Here is a 22068-nt window from a genome sequence, read left to right as displayed (position 1 = left end):
TCAGCTCTCTAGGTTTTTGAAGTATTTATCGTGTTCGTGCTCGTCGCCCGCGGAACTCGCCGCGAGCCATTTTGCCTGCCGCAGGAAGACGTCAGCGAGATCGGAGACCTTCAACCAGGACGGCGTACACGCGAGTGCCTTCGACATGCTCTGCAGGACCGTACCTTCCAGTCCACGGTCGATGAGGAGATCAACAGCCTCGCGGCTCCGCTCCTGATCCGCCTTCGCCGATGGCCAGAGGCCTTCGAACTTCACGGCACCGGGTCGCGCCAACTTCGAGGTAGCCAACGGGAAGAGATGTCGGAGTGCGGAATCGGGGATGGAGATGCGCATGCCATCCGTGCCCGCGCTCGCGATGATCGCAAGGTTGCGGGGAAGTCGGCCTACCTTTCTCATTTCAACGATCTGCGGCAGCCAGTATTCGCAAGGAGCGTTGGTAATGCTGCAAAATGCTGCGGCGGCGAGCGCCTCAGGCCGCTCCTTCGCCTTGTTGATTGCGGCAAGGAGGCCGGAATGTTCATCGTTCAGGATATCCTCTAGCGAAACCTTTGTGGGATCGCAGAAGACGATGGCGGCTTCCTCTCCGGCTAGCGCCGTGACGATGGCAACCGCGGCGGCCATGGCGTCGGCACCGATGAGAACCGGAACACTGTCAGTGCTCGTCGCAATGACGGTAGCGATCTCCGAAGCCGAAAGACCCACCGCGACAGCCATCTCACGGAGGGTCTTCTGCCTCTGCTCGTCCGAAGCCATGGGCGGCAGCGAAGAAGCCGGGAGCGGGATCTCGGACTGTTCCGACACGGCCACCACCGGAGCGACTGGAGCGGTGGTGATCTGTGCGATCTCGTCCCACAAAAGGGCGACTTCGTCGCGGATGGCTGCGGTTTCGCGTGATGATTCGCTTCTAATTACTTCCGCTGCGCTGGCGATCCTGCTGCGCAGCGTCTCCTCGTGCTTCTCGGTCTCGCTCCTGAGGAGTGCCTCCCGGTGGGAGAACGTTTCGAGCATGGCTTCCGCGGCTGCGATCTCGCCTCGGAGCGCAGCCAGCCGTGCACTGCTCGCCTCCGTCTCGCTGCGGATCTGCGCGTCCAGTTGGGTTCGAATCCACGCCATCTCGGATTCCTCAAAGCTGGCGAGCATTTCCTTGAATGCTGGATCCCGTCTCAGTATGTCGGGCAGGATGTCGGCAAGCTCGCTGCGCGTCGACAGAAGTCCCGCAACGGCCGCAAGATCAGCCTTCTCGTCCTCGTTGACGGCCCTGTCGGCAAGCAGGCGTAGCAACTCCGCGGGAGCCATGGACCGTACGTCGGCCGGAAGGCTGACGACAGCGGTCGAGCGGGATAGCCAACGCTCCGCGGACTGCAATATCTCTTCCTCAGATCGAAGATCGACGTTCCTCGGTTCCGACCATTTAGGCTGGGAGACGAACACGACTAAGCCATGTGCCAACCTGATCATGTCGGGCCGGTTTTCGAGCGAGACCGTGGCGACCGAGCGCAAGGACTGACGTTGCAGTCCGTAGCGTCCCGCTGGCAGGACATCGAAGCCCGATGTCAGCCATCGGCCAGGCCTGACCTCGATCGATGAGACAGCAGCCTCGAGGGGAATGTGTAGCGTTCCCTCCATGAGCGCGGAAAGCCGTTCATCGGGGTCACCCCCCTGAGGGCTGTAGCCGACATTGAGCCTTGTGGCCGAGGCAAACGAAACGGCATCGAACTTCCCGGGAACGGCGATGTCGTTGGCGATCTTTGGGAGATCGAAGATTGGGCTTCTTCCACGAATTCTCGTCGCCAACGGCGAAATGGTCACCGCTAGGGCGGGGACAGGCGTGTCCTTCTTGTGAAGAGCGAGCTTCTTCTCCTTCTTCTCTCCGCCGACCAGCCAGAACGAGTCTATGCCGCCGAGGGCGATCCTGCTGTCGCGGGTCTCCTTGACCTCGCCGCCGTCTACATCCTTGACCTCGGCGATGATCGCGACATCGTGTGCGACAACCTGCTTTACTCTGTAAACCGTCTTGCCTGATACTGACATCCGCTATCTCTTTCCCGGCGTGCCGCGGGCAATCCGCGTCGCCTGTGATGTGCTGTCATGGATCGCCCGTCCCCGGCTGGAGGCCGATGCGATGAACCTGCCAATCCATTCCGTGGTTGTTCTGGCTGCATGCTCCTTCACCGGGAGGAGCCGGGATATGGCGGCAAGGGTTGAGGCACCGACGGCGTACTGGTATCGCCACGATCCCGCGGACAACCCGGGAGCGGCGTTGCAGAGCACTCTGTCGGACGCCCATCGCGCCCAGCTTGAAGGCAGGAGAACACGCGGGCGGTGCGGCTGCATCGTGCCTCCGTAATGGAGAAACAGCGGGCCTTTGCCGCGCAGGTAATGCGAGAGGATCGCCACCGAGGGCGATACGTAGTTCTGCGCAGGTTTTCCTGCGACCACCGAGCGGTACAGGAAGGGGTTACGGGATTCTTTCCGCTCGAGCCTATAGAGGCCGTCGGCAACCTTTTCGTCGTAGCGGACCACGAAGAGGCCGCGCTCCTCATCGAACTTGCCTATCACTTGGTATGCGTGGACTCCGGTCGTGTCGGCGATATCGGCCTGCGCCCGTCTGGATGCGGGCTTTTCCGTGAGAGCCATTCTTCCGAGGAAATCCTCGCGGATACGCTCGTTCGGACACCTGACGGCATGACGGGGCAGCGCCCACTTCGACAGTCCGTTCCATGTTTCGATCTTTGCTCCAACGGCCCCTGCCGCAGCATGGAGGCGTTCCACCACCGCGATCGGAGTCGGACCGCTGATCCTGACAAGATCATCGCCGACACATTCGGCCGTCAGCGGGTTTTGCAATATCCGGCGCACAGGGAAATGGCGGAGCAGCGTCATCTCCAGCCAACCGGCATCGGAGAAGGATCGAAGCAGATCCCATTCGGAGGGGCGGTCGTCCTCGGGCATGCCTCTCAAGACGATCTCGATCGCCTCGGAGAATGAAAGTCCCCGGGCAGTCCGCTCGTACAGGGCTTCCCCGATCGTCACCAGGGCATCGCATGGAGGAGTGCGCATACCGTTCCATTCCTCGATGCTGGAGGCAAGGGATGGCACAGTGTCGTGGTGGAACTCGTCCTCCGATATCTCCTTTGAGAAATCGAAAGCCAGACGGCGGATGTCGCTGACCTCGTTTGCGCGAGGGATAAGAAGTATCTCGCGGGTTTCCCGCAGGCTGCGGGCGGTGAAGGTACCCGAATGAACTCCGTCGGGAAATGACAGTCCCTCGCCGTTCGGCACCATTTCAACCGCCTTGCTGCTCTTTTCGACCTTGATTGCTGCCGGCATGGGACCAGTGATGGACGGGGCCAGCGGCGTGCGCCCAAGGTAAGCTCCGCCAACCCTGATGCCGTCGCGCCAGCCGAACTCCCTCGGGGTGCGTTCCGTCAGGACTCCTCCCTCGATGCGATTCCGAAAATTGGCCACGACCCAACCTGCATTCAGTCCAGCCACCGAGCGGATTGCCTCGGAACAACATTCGGCCAGCTTCGAACGTTTCATCAGGAGGGTGTTAGACGGCGACGTTATAGCCCGGTATTTTCCGAAGCCAACGTTCTCGAGGAATACGATCCCGTTTCGAATGAGCTTCCCGAGAGCTTTGGGGACAAGAGCGAGGGCGTCTTCGGGGCTCATGATCGCTATCCGTTCGCCAAGCGGCGAGACGCGGAAAAGTTCGTGCTCTCCGAAATCTCCCTCTGCAACCACGATCTCCTCCATTGCGGCCTGTTCCGCCACGATCGAATACCAGGCCTGCCAGAATGGAGTCTCCATGTATTCGCGTCCGCCCCGCTTCATTGCGAGATCGAACTTCCGGAAATTGTAGTCTAATGACTGCATGGCATCGCTGAACAGGTGCCGCGAGGTGTGTATGCGGTTGGAGACCGTTAGGGGATCGAGCAAATAGTCGTCGGAAATGGCGTTCTTGACCTTGCGCATGGTGTCGCGGTCGCGCCATGTCGGAAACGCGATGCGCAACGTGCGGCCGATCTGCCTGTGCGGATGGATGCCCGGCAGGACGAGATCGATGCCATGCTCCTGTGCGAGGAAGTCACGCAGGTGCTCCCACATCGGGTTGAGGCCGTTCATGTCCTGGAAGCGGTCGTTGAGCTGCTTTTCCAGAAGCTCACGGAAGTCACGTTCTCCACCGATCCTGGTCGTGGTCGTCTGCATCCAGCAAAGGAACATCAGGATGCGGACATACTCCGGCTTTCTGCCTGCCCTCGGCTGGAACTCTCCGGAGAACCATGCCCTGAGAACCGAGGCGTGCGGCAGGGATTTGAGCATCGCCTGCCGGGCGACCGCAAGATTGTCGGTGGAGAAGATGTCGAGGAGATCGTCATCGGCGACGTAGACACTGCCGATCGGACCGGTGCTGCCCGGAGCCAGAAAATATCTTTGGATGCATTCCGCCTCGAAATTTCCCAATCTTTCTTCGCCTCCCCCTCACATCCCCAACCGAAAGGCAGTGCCGCCCCCCTATCGGTAGCAAAAATCCTCGGATTGGCTCCTGCCGTTCCGGCGCGGCGGCTCGGGGTGGAGCACAAGATGCGGTGTCTTGAGTGACTCGCTGACCGACATGTCCGTGTCCTCGAAGGTCAGCCGTGCGAGAAGAAGCGTTCCCATGCGGCTACCGAGGAGAACCGTCGTACCATCCTCAGTCATTGCTAGAGGTGGAAGATTTGAGACTCGTCTTTCGGAAAGCTGGTCGTGCAGAAGCTTCAAGCGCGCACGGAGATAGCGTACCGGGATGTCGAGTTCGAACTGCCAAGGCTTCGAACCGACGATAGCAAGAAGTTGGACGATGGCCCGGTCGATAGCATCGACCTCGTCTTCCCGCGTCAGAGGCAGGGCGATCATGCTTTCAGGGCCGATGCCACGGTGCTGTTGCTCCTCATACACAGCGACCAGATCCTGGTCGGTGAACTTATCGCGAGAGACACGCCACTCGTCCCGTCGACGATACCGAAGTTTCGTGTTGCTCAAGCGGTATCCATTCGCGGCCACCGCGTCTACGGGGATCGGCTCGCCCCATCCTGCAGGCCAGTAGGTGCCACTGCCGTATCCGTTGCCCGACCGTTCGGAATCGTTCTTTTTGTTCATGTAGCGCTTCACCATAGGGGGAAGCTTGCGGTCGCTGGCGATCACCTCAGAGGTAATCCTGGCGGGGACACCCTCCACAGCCCCGGCCAGAAGATGGCGGACGAGCTGCATCATAAAGAATGGCGGGACAGCGTTACCCACCTGTCTATACTGTTGTCCGCGGGGTCCAGTAAACTCAAAGCTATCGGGGAACCCCTGAAGTCGCGCACCTTCTCGCACTGACAACGGCCTGTCCTCGGTTGGGTGAGTGAAGCACCCAGAGGTCACGTTCCCGAACCCTGCTGAGATCGTATAAGCGGGTGATGCATCGTGCAGCCGTCCATAGAGCGTCGCATAATCGGTTAGGCGCACGCGGCGGAAACGATCGGGCAGCAGCTCCGGCGGGATGTCTTTCCACGAACCACCCTGCGGTACCTTCGAGATCCGCTTTCGGTTGAGGTCGGTGAGAATGTTGCACCAGTGGTTGGCAACCTCACCATTAGAATTCGCGACAAAGCGTTGAAACGCAGTCGGCGAAGGCGGCAGGTTGGTGAAGGCTTTCCCGTCCCTGGAAGGCGGGTGCACGAAATCGCCAATGGCTTCCAAAACCGTAACATATGAAGGTAGGCCACGACTGCCATCAACACTATGAGTCGGCTTTGGAAATGTAGACGGGGTCGGGTTCAGCGACGCTATGAGGATAAACCTGTTGCGGAGTTGCGGAAGACCATAATCAGCCATGTTCACGACGTCAGCGAAGACGTGGTAACCGCGATCCTCGAAGAGCTTAAATAGCTCTTTCACGATGACAAGGTTCTTACCATAGACGACGCCAGGAACGTTTTCCATGATAACACGGTGCGGACGCCGTCCAGCTGCGGTGAAACCGTCGAGTAAGCGGATGAAATGTACGAATAGCGCGTTTCGCGGATCATCAAGGTGAAACACGCCCATCGTACTGACGGCCTGACAAGTCGGGCCTGCGAAGAACCAGTCGATTTTCTCTATTCCCGCCCGCTCAATCACGTCAGTAGCCGATACCAGCGAGACGTCGCAGCAATCAACTAGGGTTTGCGGGTGAGCTTTCTTGAACGTCGTGGCAGCGTTAGTGTCGATATCCAGCGCCCACTTCACGTCGAGATCGGGGATCGCGATGGCAGCACCGGCCGACATTCCGCCGCAGCCGGAATAGAGATCGATAGCAGTCTGCATGATTCCCCCAAAGTTCTCATTATACACTATCAATATCAGCGGTATTCCGCGATAGCATTTTAGGTGATTGGCTAAATTTATGCGTGTTATCGCATACAAGAATGCCCTTTGGAGGTGAGGCGAGAAACGGATTGCTTGTTTACAAATATATCCTGCCGAAGTTGTTTAAAGAATTTTAAAACAATGTATTAAAACCATGCCGTGATACGTTGCCAGATATATACCGCACAATGCTCCCTCTCCACTGTATTCACGACCGAAGTGAAGCAGCAGCTATCAGGACAACGACTGATGTTAACCATACGGAAGAATTAAACGCCAAGCTACCGCTAAATCGTTTGAGCAATAGAAGACAGCTTCGTGACGTATGGCAAAATCACGTTTTCGCCATATTTTTTTACACAACCGAAGTGTCGAACGTCATAGTGCCCGTGGATACGATTGCGCGTTTTAACTTACGTGATTTGCGGTGGCTGGATGACGCCTGCCGAGTTCGCTCAGACAATCAACCCGCGACGTGATGCGGTGCTGCGCAGCCGGAACGGCTCCGCACCGCAACCCGCCGCTACCGCCCCGAATACAGCAACCCAAAACCGCTGGAGCGAACTCAAAACTGGATAAAACTTGGGGGCAACGTCACCAGTTCAGCCTGCTTGTCCTTGTCACGAATAATGATTCACCCGGTCCGACGGTGGCACGCACTTCCTGCCGCGTATCGTCGAGCTGATACGTGCCTTCCGCAGTTGTTCGCGGCTGTGAGGTCTGATCCGGCTGCTGCTGCTTGTTGCCGTCCGCATCCTTCGGAGTCCAGCCTGCGTGTCGGAACTTCACCAACTCATTTAGCCTTAAAAAATAATAACGCCCAAGTACCTTCAGCATCCTGCCAGTTTATTAATAAGAAAAAAAACGTGCATACTGTTTACGCAACTTATGTCCCAGACGATCTACGATCCAATGCCCTTCATTCGTGTAAGGCAAATTCTCAACAAACGACACAGCGATCAAATTACTCACCGGATCATCCGAACTCAACGAAAAGGATTTCTCCAACTCCTCTAAAAAGCTTACAATCCAAGTGTCATTTTTATCAGCATTCAGAACAACACGGCAATAATCAGCCATAAGAATATGAGGCAGAATTCGATCATTGTCTTTTAAGTGTTCCTCAAAGGCTCCCGCTAGAAGTGGAAACATCTTGGCGAGACTCGAAACAAAAATTTCCGATTTTTTACTCATACTCATTTCCCAAGTGCATTTTTTAGACTTTGAATTTGGGTTATCGCCTCTTGCCTGTCCACCTGAAGAGCATGAGGATTTCTATCCAACCAATTCTGCAAGCCCACTATAGTTTCCTCAGCTTTGATAGTATGAGTTCGTCCACCGACAGTTCCTCCAGTAGCTCGCTCATACCTCACCGCATCTGCAAGCGTTCCATCGCCGACCCTATTGGGATTGCGTGTTCCCTTATAAATATTATCCATCAAATTTTGTAATTTCGGGTCTCCCACCACAGGCTGTATGGCTGTGGATATTTTTATCGGGGCGGCCTTCTCAATCCTCTCAATATTCTTAAGCGCAGCGATTTTGTCTGCAGATTTGACGGCGGTATAACCCGCACCGACGCCGCCCGCAGCCTTCATGGCTAGATCGATTGTCAAACTTGCCAAGTGTCTGCCAGCTGCTTCGTAGTTTTCGTTGGCTAAGGCTTGAGTGTAGAGCAGCGACTTTTCATAGATGCTGTCGGCAGCATCATATCCATATTTGAAGCCAGCTGCGACGGGGTCGGCAACAATTTCCAAAGCGACATTGCCTATGGACTTGGCCAAGCCGTAAGGGTCGGAAACGAGATCGACGAATTCGTTCCCCTGATCCTTTAATCCTTCCCAAAGCCCCTCACGGAGGCTATCCCGGTTGCTCCAGACTCCAATAGCCTGAGCGTAAAGTGCTTTTCCGAGCGCTTCTATACAGCTATCACGGTCATGGATCGTGATCACCTTACCCGACAAGGTCTCCAGTTGACATCCTGCGGCATAAGCAGAAGGTACAATCCAATCCCATAAATTAAATACATCGCCGCGTTGTTCAAAACACGCGCCGGACTGGAGTTGCCGAAGAGCTTCGGCAGGATCGATATCTTCATTACGTAGTGCGGAAGCTAGTGCTGGTTCACTAATCCGGTCTAGCAATCCACCAACAATTTTGGCAACTCCGGCCCCACCCTCAATCGCCGCCTTTACTGAAGTATCTGACAGATAATAGTCGATCTCGACATGCTTATCCTTGGTGATCTCATAGGCTTTGTCAGGATCACGGTTGAGCGCGGCGAGGTCTTCGGTTTGGCCGCTGGTTTCGAGTTCCGCCTGTTTGTCCTTGTCACGGATGATGATCTCACCCGGCCCGACGGTGGCACGGACTTCCTGACGCGTGTCGTCTAGCTGATAGGTGCCTTCAGCTGAGTTTTTTGGCTGAGAGGTCTGATCCGGCTGCTGCTGCTTGTTGCCGTCTGCATCCTTCGGCGTCAGGTCGATATTAGCCTGAATGTCGAAGCCTTCATATTTCTTCGAGCCAGAGAAGTCTTCATGGGTCAGCGTACCAGTATCAAGCTTCAGATCGCCGCTTTCGGAAACGATCTTGCCTGCGCCAAGATGCGTGTTGCCCTCGACGCGAACATCCATCTCGCCTTTCGATACGAGACCGGACTGCTCGCCGATCCAGTTGGTTTCACCGGAGCCAGTTCCGAAGCCCGGTGACACACCGGTAACTTTCGGCGTTCCTCCGCTCAATGAGCCGCTGACGCCGAACGAAGACGACTTGTTGGAGCTTTCACCCGTATCAGGAACAGAGATGATGTTGAGATCACGCCCGACATTGGCCGTGATGCTCTCGCCTTCGACAACCGCACTCTTCAGATTGGTGTCACGACCGGATTCAATACGTTACCTTCACGAAATCCCCCATCGCCAAAAGCAGCACGTTCATCCAAGTCGCCTAACCGATCAAGCGGCGATCAAATATACGATCTTCTAGCCTTTCTGTCTTGAAACCGAAAAGTAACGAAACCTCTATTATTTTCACAGTTGCTTTTGCTGAAACGCAAGTCTTTGATCTCTCCAGAAGGCAGATCAAATTTTCATATGCAACACCATACTCCCCATGATCAATATACTCAAAAATCGAAATAATCTGCTCTTCATAAGGCATTTCGTTATCATATAATGGTTCGTAATATTCGCCCTTGTTTATTAATTCGCCTGCTATAAATTTTAGGTTTTTCTCAACAATTGCGGAGGTCATCAAGGATTCCTTGGAGTATTTAACGGGTATCCGGTAACAATACGATTGTTCCTACTATCAAGAACGACTTTTATTTCTATACCATCTCTAGTCCCGGTTGTCGTAACATATCCACGCGCGTCCGGGCGAGACCATTTCGTGTTCGGATCAGCAGCAATATTGGATACGGAATTGAGGATTTTCTGATCACTCCAAGTTGATGGGAATTCGGACTTGCCTGAGCTCCCTGTCCCACTACGGTGTCCACCCGAAGTTGGACTCTCCCCGTCTAAGATATGAGTAGCGGCTTTCTGGTCGATTCTGGTCGGAAGCTTTAGTCCACCGACAGCAACACCCAGCATTGCTGAGGCCATTAGTTGGCCGACATCGATACCGTTTGCCGCCATCTCCGCAAATTTTTGCTCGGTATTGAGCGAAGGGTCGTGCCAGATTTGATATAGAGTAGGCCCTAGGTTAATCACCATTTGTTGAGCTTCAGACTTTGCCTGAAGGTAGACTTGAGTATTTGGACCAGAGCTGGACTGGTCGAGTTTATAGACAGCGTCAAGGAACCAACCAGCTAACGTCATATCCTCAAAATTCGCAGCAATTAGACCGCTACCAGACGCTGCTCCGACAGACCTGATAAGAGTAATGCGCTCATCGTACGGAAGCGAATTGAGGTAAGCTTGAATCGAGTCTTTACAGTTTTCGTAGGTCTGTACACCCAGTTTGATACGAGTACCGTCAGCCTTGATGATAGTGCAGCTAAGATCGTAAGCATAAGCAGATGCCACGATCCATCCTAACGGATTGTATCTGTTAAAGCCTTGGCGCTGTCCGCCACAACCACCGAAGCTGCCACCGTTATTAATCGCGTCCAGTCCTTCGCGAATGTTTGAACGCTCTTCAGGTGTCAGGTTTTTCCCGAGCAGATAGCGATCCACGAAGCTGCCCGGTTCCATTGCCTTTCCGATGCTCGATGCGACGGCATTCAGGCTGGTTTCCGACAGATAGTATTCGATCTCGACATGCTTATCCTTGGTGATCTCATACGCCTTGTCGGGATCGCGGTTAAGCGCAGCGACGTCTTCGGTCTGGCCGCTGGCTTCAAGTTCGGCCTGCTTGTCCTTGTCGCGAATAATGATCTCACCCGGCCCGACGGTGGCGCGCACTTCCTGACGCGTATCATCAAGTTGGTAAGTACCTTCTGCGGTGGTCTTTGGCTGCGACGTCTGATCTGGCTGCTGCTGTTTGTTGCCGTCTGCATCCTTAGGCGTCAGGTCAATATTGGCCTGAATGTCGAAGCCTTCATATTTCTTCGAGCCGGAGAAATCCTCATGAGTCAGCGTACCAGTATCGAGCTTCAGATCACCGCTTTCGGAAACAATCTTGCCTGCGCCAAGATGCGTGTTGCCCTCGACGCGAACATCCATCTCGCCTTTCGATACGAGACCGGACTGCTCGCCGATCCAGTTGGTTTCACCTGATCCTGTACCATAACCCGGCGACACACCCGTGACCTTCGGCACTCCACCAGTCAGAGAACCGCTGATGCCGAACGAAGTCGAACTGTTGGAGCTTTCACCCGTATCAGGAACAGAGATGATGTTGAGATCACGCCCGACATTGGCGGTGATCGTCTCGCCTTCGACAACCGCACCCTTCAGATTGGTGTCACGACCGGATTCAATATTGATGTTGCCTGTACCGGTGACGTGGGTGTTAACCTGCGTCGTGCCATTGCTGTTCGACTTGCCCGAACTGCCATTCGCACTTCCGGTCCAGCCACCCGCCGCGCCACCCAGACCAACACCGACAGAATAACCAACGCTTGCACCAGCAGATTTGCTAGACGACGATGAACTGTTGGTTGCCTGCGCACTTTCCAGATTGATATCATTGCCCGCTTTCAGGTTGATATCACCTGCACCGCCGGACAGCAGACCGTTTTCGTCGTAGCCAGCCACGATCTGTGCGCCATGGCTGTTGATGTCGCCTGATTTAGCTTCTATGGAAACACTGTTGCCGCCGCGAATACCTGTGACAACCGGTATCGAGCTTTCAGCATTCTCCTTCGACTTGGAATATTCAAAACCGATGCCAACTGAAGCGGAGGCAATATTGCCATAGTTGCCGTTGGCATCTGGCATCACCATAGATGAGAGATTGTTGATCGCATCATAGGCTTTCAGACCTGCAAAGCCTGCATTGGCTGCGGAATAACCGTCTGACACATTGGCAACCTTGCCCGCCGCATCAGCAATGCTTTTTGCCGAACTGACCAGACCTGTGGAAACACTCGCGGTGATGCCCGCAAACAGTTCCTCATGCATATATTCATAATTGGTCTTGTCCTGTGCGGCGAGAAGATTGACGTCGCGCTCCGCTGTGATGACTACATCGTTATCTGCTTCAACCGTGGCCGCTTGCAGATTGGCATCACGACCAGCATTGATGGTGACGTTATTGCCAGCCTGAAGACTTGAGACAGCATTTGTCTCAGCACCCTGCTTTGTTTCGTCTTTCGACGAACCAAATCCGATTCCGATGGAAGCACTGCCTTCGCTGGACTTCACCTGGACACCGAAGCCTGATCGCTTTTCCTTGTCCTCAGATGCGTAACTTTCCGCACCTGGCAGAATATTCACGTCGCGCGCCGCATCCAGCGCAATATCGTTGCCCGCTTCGACTTGGCTGCCGACAATATTAACATCGCTCTCACGGGCTTTGATGGAAACATCATTTCCTGCCGAAAGCTCAGAACCAACGTTCGCAACAATGTTTTCCTTGCTGCTTTTTTCTTCCTTGCCCCAGACCGAATAAAAGCCGTCGCCGGAGCCTGCACCTAGACCCGACTTTTTGGAAGATGATGCGCTGTCATGCTGTTCCTGCGCACCGATGATCGAAACGCTGTCGCCTTCGATGCCAATATCTTCACCAGCCGTGACCTTGGAGCCTGCGATCACGACATTGTCGCCAGCATTGAGGTTCACATTGCCGGACGCGCCAAGCTCGGATGCAACCGTCGTTTCATCGTAAGTGTGTCCCTTGTCGCTCTTCTTCGACAGAAGTCCTGATTTTGATTTGGAGGCATCAGTTTCAGAGGTGTTCTTGCCTGAAGCTATGATCAGATCACCACCTGCATCGATATTCAGATCAGCCTTGTTATCGGCCGTTCCCGCCTGAATGTTCGAGGCAGAAATGACCGTATCCTTGCCGGAGCTGATATCGACACCGCTACCACCACTAATCGATGATCCAACAGCGGTCTCCGTATCCGTGCGACTATGGCTTTCCTTCTTGCTGAAAATGCCCTTTGAACTCGTATCAAGCTGCGAATAGCCTGTATCTCGTGCTTCTGCGATGGTGACATTGTCGGTAGCGCTGAGATCAACCTTGCCCTTGGCGTCAATCTTCGAGCCGATAATGTTGAGATCATGCGGATTGTCGACATCGGTCTTATCCCCTGCTGCAACGGTGACCGAACCGCCTGCGCTGATTTCCGAACCGATATGAGTCTCGGAGCCCTGCTTGACTTCCGAGCCGATTGTTTCGGTGCGCTGTTGGGCCACCGTGATATTAATATCGTCCTTGGCTTCTAGCGAGACGTCTCCGCCTGCCTTCACCTTTGAACCCGATATCAGAATATCGTCGCCTGATTTGATTGAGGTGTCACCTCCCGACGACAGGTTTGACGTTTGCGCAAAGGTGGAGTCGGTCTGCGACATGCGTGTGCCAGCAACGCCGTTGACTTTCTTATCAACACCCGCCGCGACAACATTGACCGAACCTTGTTCAGCCTCAATGCCGAGATTGCCGCCAGCTGCAACATTGGAACCAATAACATTCACATCCTGTTTGGCGGTGATCGTCGTATCGCCGCCCGATTGGACATTTGTGCCGATGACATTGTCGGAACCATTATTGGTCGCTTTTGCCGTGTCGAGGGTCACAGTTTGTCCCGTGAGATCGACGTCATTACCTGCTTTGACCTCTGCACCACGCAAGGTGAGGTCATTGCCAGCTGCAAGGCTGGCATTGCCACCTGCCGTCACACCACTGCCGGATTTGACGAAAGTCTCGCCGCCGATCTGCATGTCGGATGCAGTAATTGTCAGGTTCTGCGATGCAGAAAGCGACACATTGTTTCCAGCCGCAAAGCTGCCACCCGTCGCAACGATGTTGGCTGCATCAAGCTTGAGGTCAGTCTTTGCGGAGATGATGCCAGAGTTAGTGACATCACCGACATTCAGGTTGACGGTATCGCCAGCGATGATTGCGCCCGCAACCGTCAAGTTCGCCTTATCGGCATTGGCGATGTAGACGGTAGGAACCAGAACCTCGATGCCGTTGACCGTCTTCTTCTCATACCAGACCATTGTTTCGGTCAGATTAGCGATAAGTTCCGGTGAAAGTTTTTCGCCGATTGTCAGACCATTGGCACTCGCGAAGTCCGCACCACGATCAAGCAAAACCTTCATCTGCTCAATGGCGTCACTTCCCGGTATGAACGAACCCTTATCAAGCCCCTGATTGATAAGCTGACGCAATTGTTGATCGACCAGCTGGTTCTCGAAATAGGCATCCCCCATAAACGGGATAGAACGGTCAGGGTTATAACCAATTCGATTGATGAAATAGCCCGAACCGTAGAACTTGCTTACGTCGAGAAACTCAGCACGGGTTTCATAGAGAAAGACTTGTCCGGGAATTGTGCCACCAAAACCACCAGAGTCTGGTTTGGGCGCGCTCGAACCCAAAGCCGCAATAATTTCTGCTGGTGATAATGGCAGTCCGCCTGCTTGCAGGCTATTTCCGGAAATCGAAATACCCTTTTCAGCCAACAGATTTGCTATTGCAGGATTTGGTGAGAACAATGCACCCGCTGCTGTCAGACCATTCAAGGCTGCAGTCGGATCATTGGTAACTGGTGCTGAAGATAACTGTGCGCCGCCAGCAATTGACCCCGGTGTCGAGGTGTTGTTGACGCTCGCAAAGCCGCTGATATCCATATTGCCAGCCGCTTTGATGTTACCGAATGCGCCTCCAACAATCGTTTGGCCTGTTACCCGAGAATTACCCTTGTCGAGATCATTGACACCATCACGATTGCCATTGGCATCGTAAGCCTCACAACCACCTGTCGCCTCACACTTGGAAGTCACAGTGCGATAGAGTGCAACACCTTCATTGTTCAGAACCGAACCCGTTAGTTTCGCATTTCCACCCGCTTCAATCGAGCTATACGCATTGTTGAGGATCGTCGCATCAATGTTCAGATTGCGGCCTGTCTGGATGAGCGCTTCTGGCGACAGATCACCATCAAACCGCTGTTCCTCAATCGACTGACGCATCTGCGTCGCTTCATCCCAGGTAAACGTCCAGGCAAACGGATCGCTCTTGTTGACAATAATGACCGATTTGCTCTGCAAATCAGGTGTCAGAAGAATGTTGCCTTTTCCGTCGCCCAGATAACGCGACAGCAGCCAGTTCTGCATTGCCGGAACGCTTTTGAGGCTGTCGCCCCATTTCCAGGGCGTATTTTCCTCGTAGGACTGCAGACTGCGCGTGCGATAGGAAGTTCCATCGGCAAAGGTGATGACACCGTAAAGCTGCGCCATCCACTCAAGCCCGGCATAATCTTCACCGGGATAAAGATTGAGCGGTGCATTGGTATTTGAATTGACGAAGATGTGTCCAAGCGGCTTACCCCAAATCTCTGGGTTGAGCTCAAACTTTGTAATATCGTCATTGCTCACAACAACTGTCGACCAGGTCGGAACCGAACTGCGCTTATTGGTCAAATTTGCCGTTGTAATATTGGCATCACGCCCAGCCTTAATAAGACCAGAGACATTGGTGATCGATTGATTGCGTCCGCCATTTGCATTCGCGGCAATGGTCAAATCCTGTCCGACAAGGATCGCACCCTGATCGTTGAGAAGATCGCCTGCAACATAAAGGCGACCATCCTGCCCGGCATAAACAAGACCGGACGACGTATTGGTGAAATTGCCTGCAATATTGAAGGTCAGATTGTTGTTGGCGGCAAGCTGACCCGGATTGGTCAGGGAGGCCAGCGTCAGCGTCAGATCGTTTGCAGCAAGGAGCGCTGTCGCAGACGTCGTCGATATTGTCTGGGCATTGATTACAATGTTACCGCTGCCGCCGTCGGTCGTAACCGCGCGGATTTTCGAATTTGATGCGTCAGCAGAACCTGTGAGGTTCAGAGCAATACCGCCAAAAGTGAGCGTCGCGTTCGAAAGATTGGCATACGCCGCGTTGACGATAAGGTTTCCGGCAGTCGCAAGCCTGGAACGATTATTGCTCAAATCAAGGCTTTGCAATGTGAGTGCGATATTGCCCTTTGCGACCGTATTCTTATCAACGCTGATCGCCCCGAGAACCGAATTCAGATCGGCAGAAGCAAAACTTTGCAGGCTGTTATAGGAGATATTCTGTTGCGCTTTGGCCTTCAGGTCGCCACCACTCAGCAGCTGATCGGCAGTGAGTGAACCACTGGCAGCCGTAAGCGTCATCTGACCGACGGTTGCCACTCCTGTTTTGAGGATAAGCGAACCGCCCGATTGCTCGGTCGAAGCAAAATCAACACCAGAAACAAGTGCGCCAATATTCAGCGATGCTCCGTTAATCGTTGCATTGCCACCTGCCAGAGACTGGCCTGAAAGCGTAACTGCGCCCCCTGCTGTCAGATTCAGATCGCCACGCGAAACGACATTCGCGGATAAGTTTCCAGTGGCAGAGGCGACTGTGTTGCCAGAAGAAAGAAGACGATTGACGATCAGATCACCAGCCGTAGCAATCAGGCTGAGGCCACTTGCAACATTGCTTGTTGCTATTGTTCCTTTGGCCAAAGCGACCAGATCAATGCCAGCGACAGCTGTCGCGATGTTGATTGCAGCCCCCGTAACGGAAAGATCAGAACCCGCCAAAAGCTGGCCACTGATCGTTGTCGCGCCCGTGATATTGGCTGTGGTGTTGCTGGTGACGTTTGTGGCATTGAACGAGCCCGCATTGACCGTCAAAGCCTGTGCGGACAACAAGGTTCCGGCATCAATCGTGCCATTCGTCGTTAATGTCGTGTAGCCGGATTGAGTATTGTTAGACTTTAATGTGAGCGATCCGCCTGATTGTTCAGTTGCTACAAAATCAACACCGGAAACAAGCGTTCCGATATTCATCGAACCTGCTGTGAGAGTTGCATTGCCACCGGAAAGCGACTGACCCGAAAGGGTAAGAGTGCCACCTGCAGTGAGATGCAAATCGCCATGCGTGAGGATATTGGCGAACAGATTTGCTGATGCAGAAGCAGTTGTGTTTCCGGAAGAAAGCAATCGATCTGCTTTCAGATCACCAGCTGTTGCGACGAGGTTAAGCGTGTGTGCGCCATTACCCAGAACGATATTGCCTTGGCGCAATGCATTGAGATCGACACCAGCAACAGCAGCACCGATAGAAATGTCTGAGCCGTTAACAGTGATGTCTGAGCCAGCCAAAAGCTGGCCACTGATCGTCGTTGTACCGGAAATATTGGCCGCACCATAGCTGGTGACATTGGCGGCTTTGAATGTGGCGGCATCGCCAAGAAGATTGCCTGCCGACAAAAGTGTTGCAACATCAATCGTTCCGGCGGCAGCAGTAAGTGCAATATCGCCCCCGTTGCCAACGGCGATGGCTCCATTCGACGACTTGCTGGCAGCGAAATCAACGCCGGAAATGATCGCACCCGCCTTGATGTTCGTACCCATGACGCTAATGTCACCGCGCCCCAGAATCTGGCCCGAGACTTTCGTGTCGCCAGAAATCGCAACCGTCCCGTGGCTGGTCACGTTTTGCGCTACAAGCGAAGCCGCTGAAATATTCAGGTTTCCGGCAGAAAGCAGCGAGGCAATATCAACACCGCCTGTCGTTTCAAGGCGCATATCGCCTGACGTTCCAAGGGTGATCGCACCACTCGCAGCGGCGTTCGTTGCGGAAAAATCGACGCCCGAGACAACGTTACCGGCTTTCAGAGAGTGCGCGGAAGCAACAAGGTCACCGCCTGACAGAATGTCACCGCTCGTAATGTCGGTTCCAGCGGTCAGCGCCATATTGTTGAAACTGACGAGAGAGGCAGCGCTGATCGCGCCCGAGGTGGCAGTGATATTCAGCGCGCCGCCGCCCGCTTTGGCAGTGCCGGAGAGCGCGATATTACCAGATGTTGTGGTCAGGTTCGCCGCACCGTCGGCTATCACCTGACCAGCCGCAATACCCTGTCCCGCCTGCAGCTTCACGTTCTTGCCAGCCGCAACATTGCCAGTCGTAATCGTACCGGACGAGGTCAGCTCTATATTTCCAAGGGATGCAACGTTCCCTACGACAGAAAGCAAGCCACCGCCATTCCCCAGAATGACATCTTCGTCGGCGGAAACCGCTTCCACTGTGATGCCTTTGGCTGCCTTGACGACCACCTTCTTCTTCGAGGTGATCTTCTTTGCTTCGACCTGTCTGCTTTTCGATTGTACGGAAACGCCGTCACGACCAGAAGCATTACCGAGCGATATTTTGCCATCCGCAGTAAGCGTCAGCTCGCCCGCATTGGCCGCCATATCATTGCGCATACGCACGCCAGCACCTTTATCGGTGACAACGATCTTGATGCGATCCGCCTGCATTGCGCCAAGGGCTGAGCCATCAATGGCGAACTCGCCCGCATCCTCAGTTCCGCTCAAAGCCGTGGCTTCACCCGTGGTGTAGTCGAACTTTTGTCGACCAGCTGTTAGCCGGAGGTTTTTGCCATTGATCGGACCGTCAATCTGAACGCGTCGCGACACAATATCGAACAGATCAACTGCACCATCGCCGGAAGCAAAATTGCCGCCTTTCGATCCAAAGGTGACATCACCACCTTGAACGGTAAAACCGGAAAGCCGTCCCGTACCGTCAATATCCGGCTTACCTGTGGTCAACGTGGCGCGTGGCGTATTGATAAAGCCGCAGCCATCACAGGTGATACCATTCGGGTTGGCGATAATGACATCAGCCCGACCACCAAAGACTTCTGTCGGCCCAAGCAGTGAACTCCGGCTGCCGCTTGTGACTTCATTCAGAATAACACTCGCAGGCCCGCTGTTCTTCAGATTGGCATTACCCGGTGTCACACCACCGAGTTTGGAAGTTCCCAGCTCGCCATTGTGGTTGTTGAGGATCAAACCAGGTGTGCCGACATTGAAGTCGCCATATTTATTATGAGACAGCCCCTGTCCGTTGGGCGTCACGATATCAACAAGTGGAACACCATTGGGTGCGGCACCTATACCCGGCTGATTGCCAATCGGCGCATTCACATCAGGCGTTAGCTGCTGTGCTTGCAATAATACAGGCTGGAACACCAGAAGCCCGCTTAGGAGACTGGCAACGCCTTTACGAGCAAATGTGGCCGGATCGAACCAGCGGTGTGTCCGCCTGGTTCCCTTGGAGAAACCGGATACGCGCGAGAAATAATCACGATATGCAAAATTCTTCATGGCCGATCCTGCCTTAAAATATGAATCGAAAATCATGCGGCCTGTAAGCCGCAAAAGCCCTTAATCTCGGGATTTTACAGACTGTCCGCTGCCGGGATTGTCGAGTTTTTTGTAAACTTCGGTCAGTTGTGACTTTGGTGCTGGGCACTTCTTGGTGCGGGCAATATCTTCCAGAACCTTGTTGCGATTGCGCAGCGCATCGATCTCCACCTTCTCAGGCGACTTCGGGTCCATGAAAAACAGTGCCGGAAGGAAGAGTACGCCTGCGGCTCCCAGAACGATATTCTTGCCCTGCGCCTGACTGCGTTCTTTCAGTGTAACCGTTATCTGCCGCTCATTTGCAGCGAACTCACGTGAAATCCCCGCACAATCAAATGCGCTATCGGTCGGATTGGTTATTGCAATAGGTTTTGCTTCACGACCGCCACAACCTGCGAGGGCAATGCTGATACCGACAACGGCAGCTACAAAATTCATCTTGTTCATAATGGTTTTGTCCCCACAAACATAAATACTCTCACCCTCCGGCGACGGCCTGATTAGCCCTTTGAGAAAACTCATTTTGGAGTCAGCCACTTCTTCGTGTTGGCGGTTAAATCCGCAGCGAGCTTTTCTGCCAGGTGTTCCTGGCTCTTTGTCATTGCAGCATTTATGGCCATGGCGACAACGATGCCCAAACCATCACCCTTCACGCCCCGGTTCTGGCCCACGATGCGTGGATTTTGGGCGATCAAACGTCCCGTCTTGATGTCCTCCAGACGAACCGTACCCCTGATCCAGCTGTCGCTACTCAAGATCACACGTCCCTGTTCCGACGCGAGATCGGCTTGCTGTAGCGTGATGACGAGACGTGCCGGGGTGGAACCGCCCGGATAGCCCATGAGATCGCGGGATGCGACTTGACGCAATGCTGTGGTTACGATGGCAACCTGTTGTTCGGGCGTTTTGCCATTAATCATTGGAAGGCCTGTGCCGACGTCGGGTGTTGCTTCGACCCTGACTTCAGCAACCCTAGTGCCTTTCAAGGCTTCCAAAAGACGTGGGTCACGGCTGGCGCAACCCGACAAAACAAAGACACCTGCAACGATGATCAGGACTGCCTTGATCAATCCCTGTCCCTTCAAACCCAGTTTAGAAAACATAATTACCCCCTGCTTGCACATCACCATTGCAGCGATGTGCTGACGAAAAACAAATCCTTGCCGTTGGTCTCGGTCGTGCTCTTGATGATGCGCGAATAGCCGATATCAGCGGCGATATTGCCGCCAGCCAGACGCGCCCCGACTGTCCAGCCGGAAACATCGCCACCTTCGATGCCAAAACGGTCCTGACCGAACACGTGTCCGTAATCGATTGCCGCATAGGGCCGGAACTCACCCAGACGTTTTGTCAGAAGCTCGCTATCTTTCCACGGCAAAGTACGCCACGTAATCTCATTGCGGGTGAACAAGCCATTATTGCCGAACAGAATGCTGTCGCGGGTGCCGCGCACATTAGAATAGCCGCCAAGCGATATTTGCTCTGCCCCGTATAGATTGTCCGGCGAATACTGTCCGTTGATCAGCGTCGAGAATTGCAGGTTCTGGTTTGCTAACTGGAAAGGTTTGGTGACGTTGATCGTGCCTGTGAATTTGGCAAACTCTGGCTCGGCGTCACCAGCACCCGGTTCACCGCGTTTCGTTGCACCGAACGCGCTAAGTCCCTGCGTGTAACCAAGATCGAAAACCCATAAGCCGCCCAGCATCCGGCGGGAATGCGAGATGCCAAGATTGGCTACTGAATATTCGCGACTGCCAACTTCGATCAGATTGCCCATCAGGAAATTGTCGGTAGCCTTATATGCGATACCTGCATTGATCGTCGTGATCGAATCCTTATCTCGCAGGATGACCCTATCAACGTTAAATCCCAGTTGTTTTGATTTTCCAGACGTGTCGATGTCCGAATATTGGCCGGGAACGGAACTGCGATATTTGTAATAGGAACCGTTGAGCGTGAAGCTCCAATAGCCATAAGGCACACTGATCGAGCCTGAAATGCTGTTGCTCTGTCCAACACCGTCATTGGGCCACGGATAATCCGGCCCGCTATGCTCGTAACTGAGCGAAACGAGATCGTTCAGATTGACCAGATTATCCATGCGGAATGAAACTGAAGACCGCGAATAGCCCGTCGATTTCTGGCCTAAATTGTTGTTCGCGACGGAAAAATGCCACGGCAGACCCGGCTCATTCTCGACATTGAGAATAGATGCCCCGGGCTCCTTGCCCGGCAACATCGAGGTCTTGGCATTGTTAGAAGACAGGCGATTGACCTGATCAAGCCCTTGTTCAACATCGCGGATATTGACAGGTTTTCCCTTCAGACCCGGAAAAGCTGTTGCAATCAATCCTGGATATTCAGCAGGCTTTCCATTGAGATAAATGTCTGAAAGCGAACCTTCCGCTGCCACAAGGCGCAAGACCTTGGTCTTTGCGATATCCTGCTCCGGTACATACACGCGCGACGTGATATAGCCTGCATCCATGTAAAGACTGGTGATGTCCTTCAAAAGAACATTGATGTCGGCAAGGCCGATGCACTTGTTCTGATAAGAAGCCAGCTGAGGTGCAAGTGTTTGACTTGAAAGCAGAGTGACGCCTTCCACCTCGACACGGGTGATTGCAAAGCATGGTCCCTTTGCAGCGTCCGTCGTCGGACCTACTTGCTCGGGTGCATTTGGCGCGACTTCACGCGGTGTTGCATCACCCAAAGCACGCAGTCGCTGTTCCAAATCCTGTTCGGCCTGACGCCGCATGAAATCATCGGCAGGAGATGCTGCCGCATTTGGTATCACATTGGGTGGCTGCTGGGTAAAACCAGAAGTTGTTGAAGCAAGCAGCGCAGCACTGAGCGCAAGCCAACGCCTGCCCAAACGAACAGAATACATCAT

11 protein-coding genes and 2 pseudogenes are annotated in these 22068 nt (G+C 54.0%); 1 reads left to right on the top strand and 12 read right to left on the bottom strand.

The window, feature by feature from the left end:
• Genes CEV33_RS23345 through CEV33_RS23335 form a run of 3 tightly spaced genes read right to left on the bottom strand, consistent with a single transcriptional unit; the run spans position 1 to position 6333 of the window.
• Positions 1–2031, bottom strand: a complete 2031-nt coding sequence (locus CEV33_RS23345; RefSeq protein ID WP_094542726.1) for a hypothetical protein — start codon at positions 2029–2031, stop codon at positions 1–3.
• Positions 2032–2034: 3 nt separating this feature from the next.
• Positions 2035–4467, bottom strand: coding sequence for a hypothetical protein (locus CEV33_RS23340; RefSeq protein WP_094542725.1), 2433 nt, complete (start codon positions 4465–4467; stop codon positions 2035–2037).
• A gap of 51 nt (positions 4468–4518) precedes the next feature.
• Positions 4519–6333, bottom strand: a complete 1815-nt coding sequence (locus tag CEV33_RS23335) for a DNA cytosine methyltransferase (protein WP_235818519.1) — start codon at positions 6331–6333, stop codon at positions 4519–4521.
• A gap of 471 nt (positions 6334–6804) precedes the next feature.
• Here CEV33_RS23335 and CEV33_RS23330 point away from each other — a divergent pair.
• Positions 6805–6954 (top strand): annotated as a pseudogene (locus tag CEV33_RS23330) (IS3 family transposase); the annotation flags it as partial.
• A 15-nt stretch (positions 6955–6969) separates the two neighbouring features.
• Here CEV33_RS23330 and CEV33_RS23325 read toward each other — a convergent pair.
• From CEV33_RS23325 to CEV33_RS23285, 9 genes and pseudogenes are all read right to left on the bottom strand, one after another.
• Entirely contained in the window at positions 6970–7164 is a 195-nt protein-coding gene (locus CEV33_RS23325; RefSeq protein ID WP_141211625.1) for a hypothetical protein, read from the bottom strand.
• A gap of 60 nt (positions 7165–7224) precedes the next feature.
• Entirely contained in the window at positions 7225–7569 is a 345-nt protein-coding gene (locus CEV33_RS23320; RefSeq protein ID WP_094542723.1) for a DUF7674 family protein, read from the bottom strand.
• 2 nt (positions 7570–7571) lie between these two features.
• On the bottom strand, positions 7572–9086 hold the full coding sequence (locus CEV33_RS24310; protein ID WP_235818518.1) for a hypothetical protein: 1515 nt from the start codon (positions 9084–9086) through the stop codon (positions 7572–7574).
• A 63-nt stretch (positions 9087–9149) separates the two neighbouring features.
• Positions 9150–9266: pseudogene (locus tag CEV33_RS24630) on the bottom strand (hemagglutinin repeat-containing protein); the annotation flags it as partial.
• A gap of 55 nt (positions 9267–9321) precedes the next feature.
• Complete coding sequence (locus tag CEV33_RS23305; RefSeq protein WP_094542722.1) at positions 9322–9627, bottom strand: hypothetical protein; 306 nt, start codon at positions 9625–9627, stop codon at positions 9322–9324.
• The gene (locus CEV33_RS24305) at positions 9627–19136 is read right to left on the bottom strand and encodes a hemagglutinin repeat-containing protein (protein WP_141211624.1); all 9510 of its coding nucleotides are present in this window, start codon (positions 19134–19136) and stop codon (positions 9627–9629) included. Before CEV33_RS24305 ends, CEV33_RS23305 begins: the two co-directional genes overlap by 1 nt.
• A gap of 60 nt (positions 19137–19196) precedes the next feature.
• Positions 19197–19622 carry a hypothetical protein gene (locus tag CEV33_RS23295; RefSeq protein ID WP_094542720.1) on the bottom strand — a complete coding sequence of 142 codons (426 nt, stop codon included), beginning with the start codon at positions 19620–19622 and terminating at the stop codon, positions 19197–19199.
• A gap of 71 nt (positions 19623–19693) precedes the next feature.
• Positions 19694–20278, bottom strand: a complete 585-nt coding sequence (locus CEV33_RS23290) for a hypothetical protein (RefSeq protein ID WP_094542719.1) — start codon at positions 20276–20278, stop codon at positions 19694–19696.
• Between the two features lie 20 nt (positions 20279–20298).
• Positions 20299–22068, bottom strand: coding sequence for a ShlB/FhaC/HecB family hemolysin secretion/activation protein (locus CEV33_RS23285; protein ID WP_374817636.1), 1770 nt, complete (start codon positions 22066–22068; stop codon positions 20299–20301).

The sequence above is a fragment of the Brucella grignonensis genome (assembly GCF_002252505.1).
Classification (GTDB): domain Bacteria; phylum Pseudomonadota; class Alphaproteobacteria; order Rhizobiales; family Rhizobiaceae; genus Brucella; species Brucella grignonensis.
Note: the sequence above shows the minus strand (reverse complement) of the source record. Positions and strands in the feature narration are given on the sequence as shown.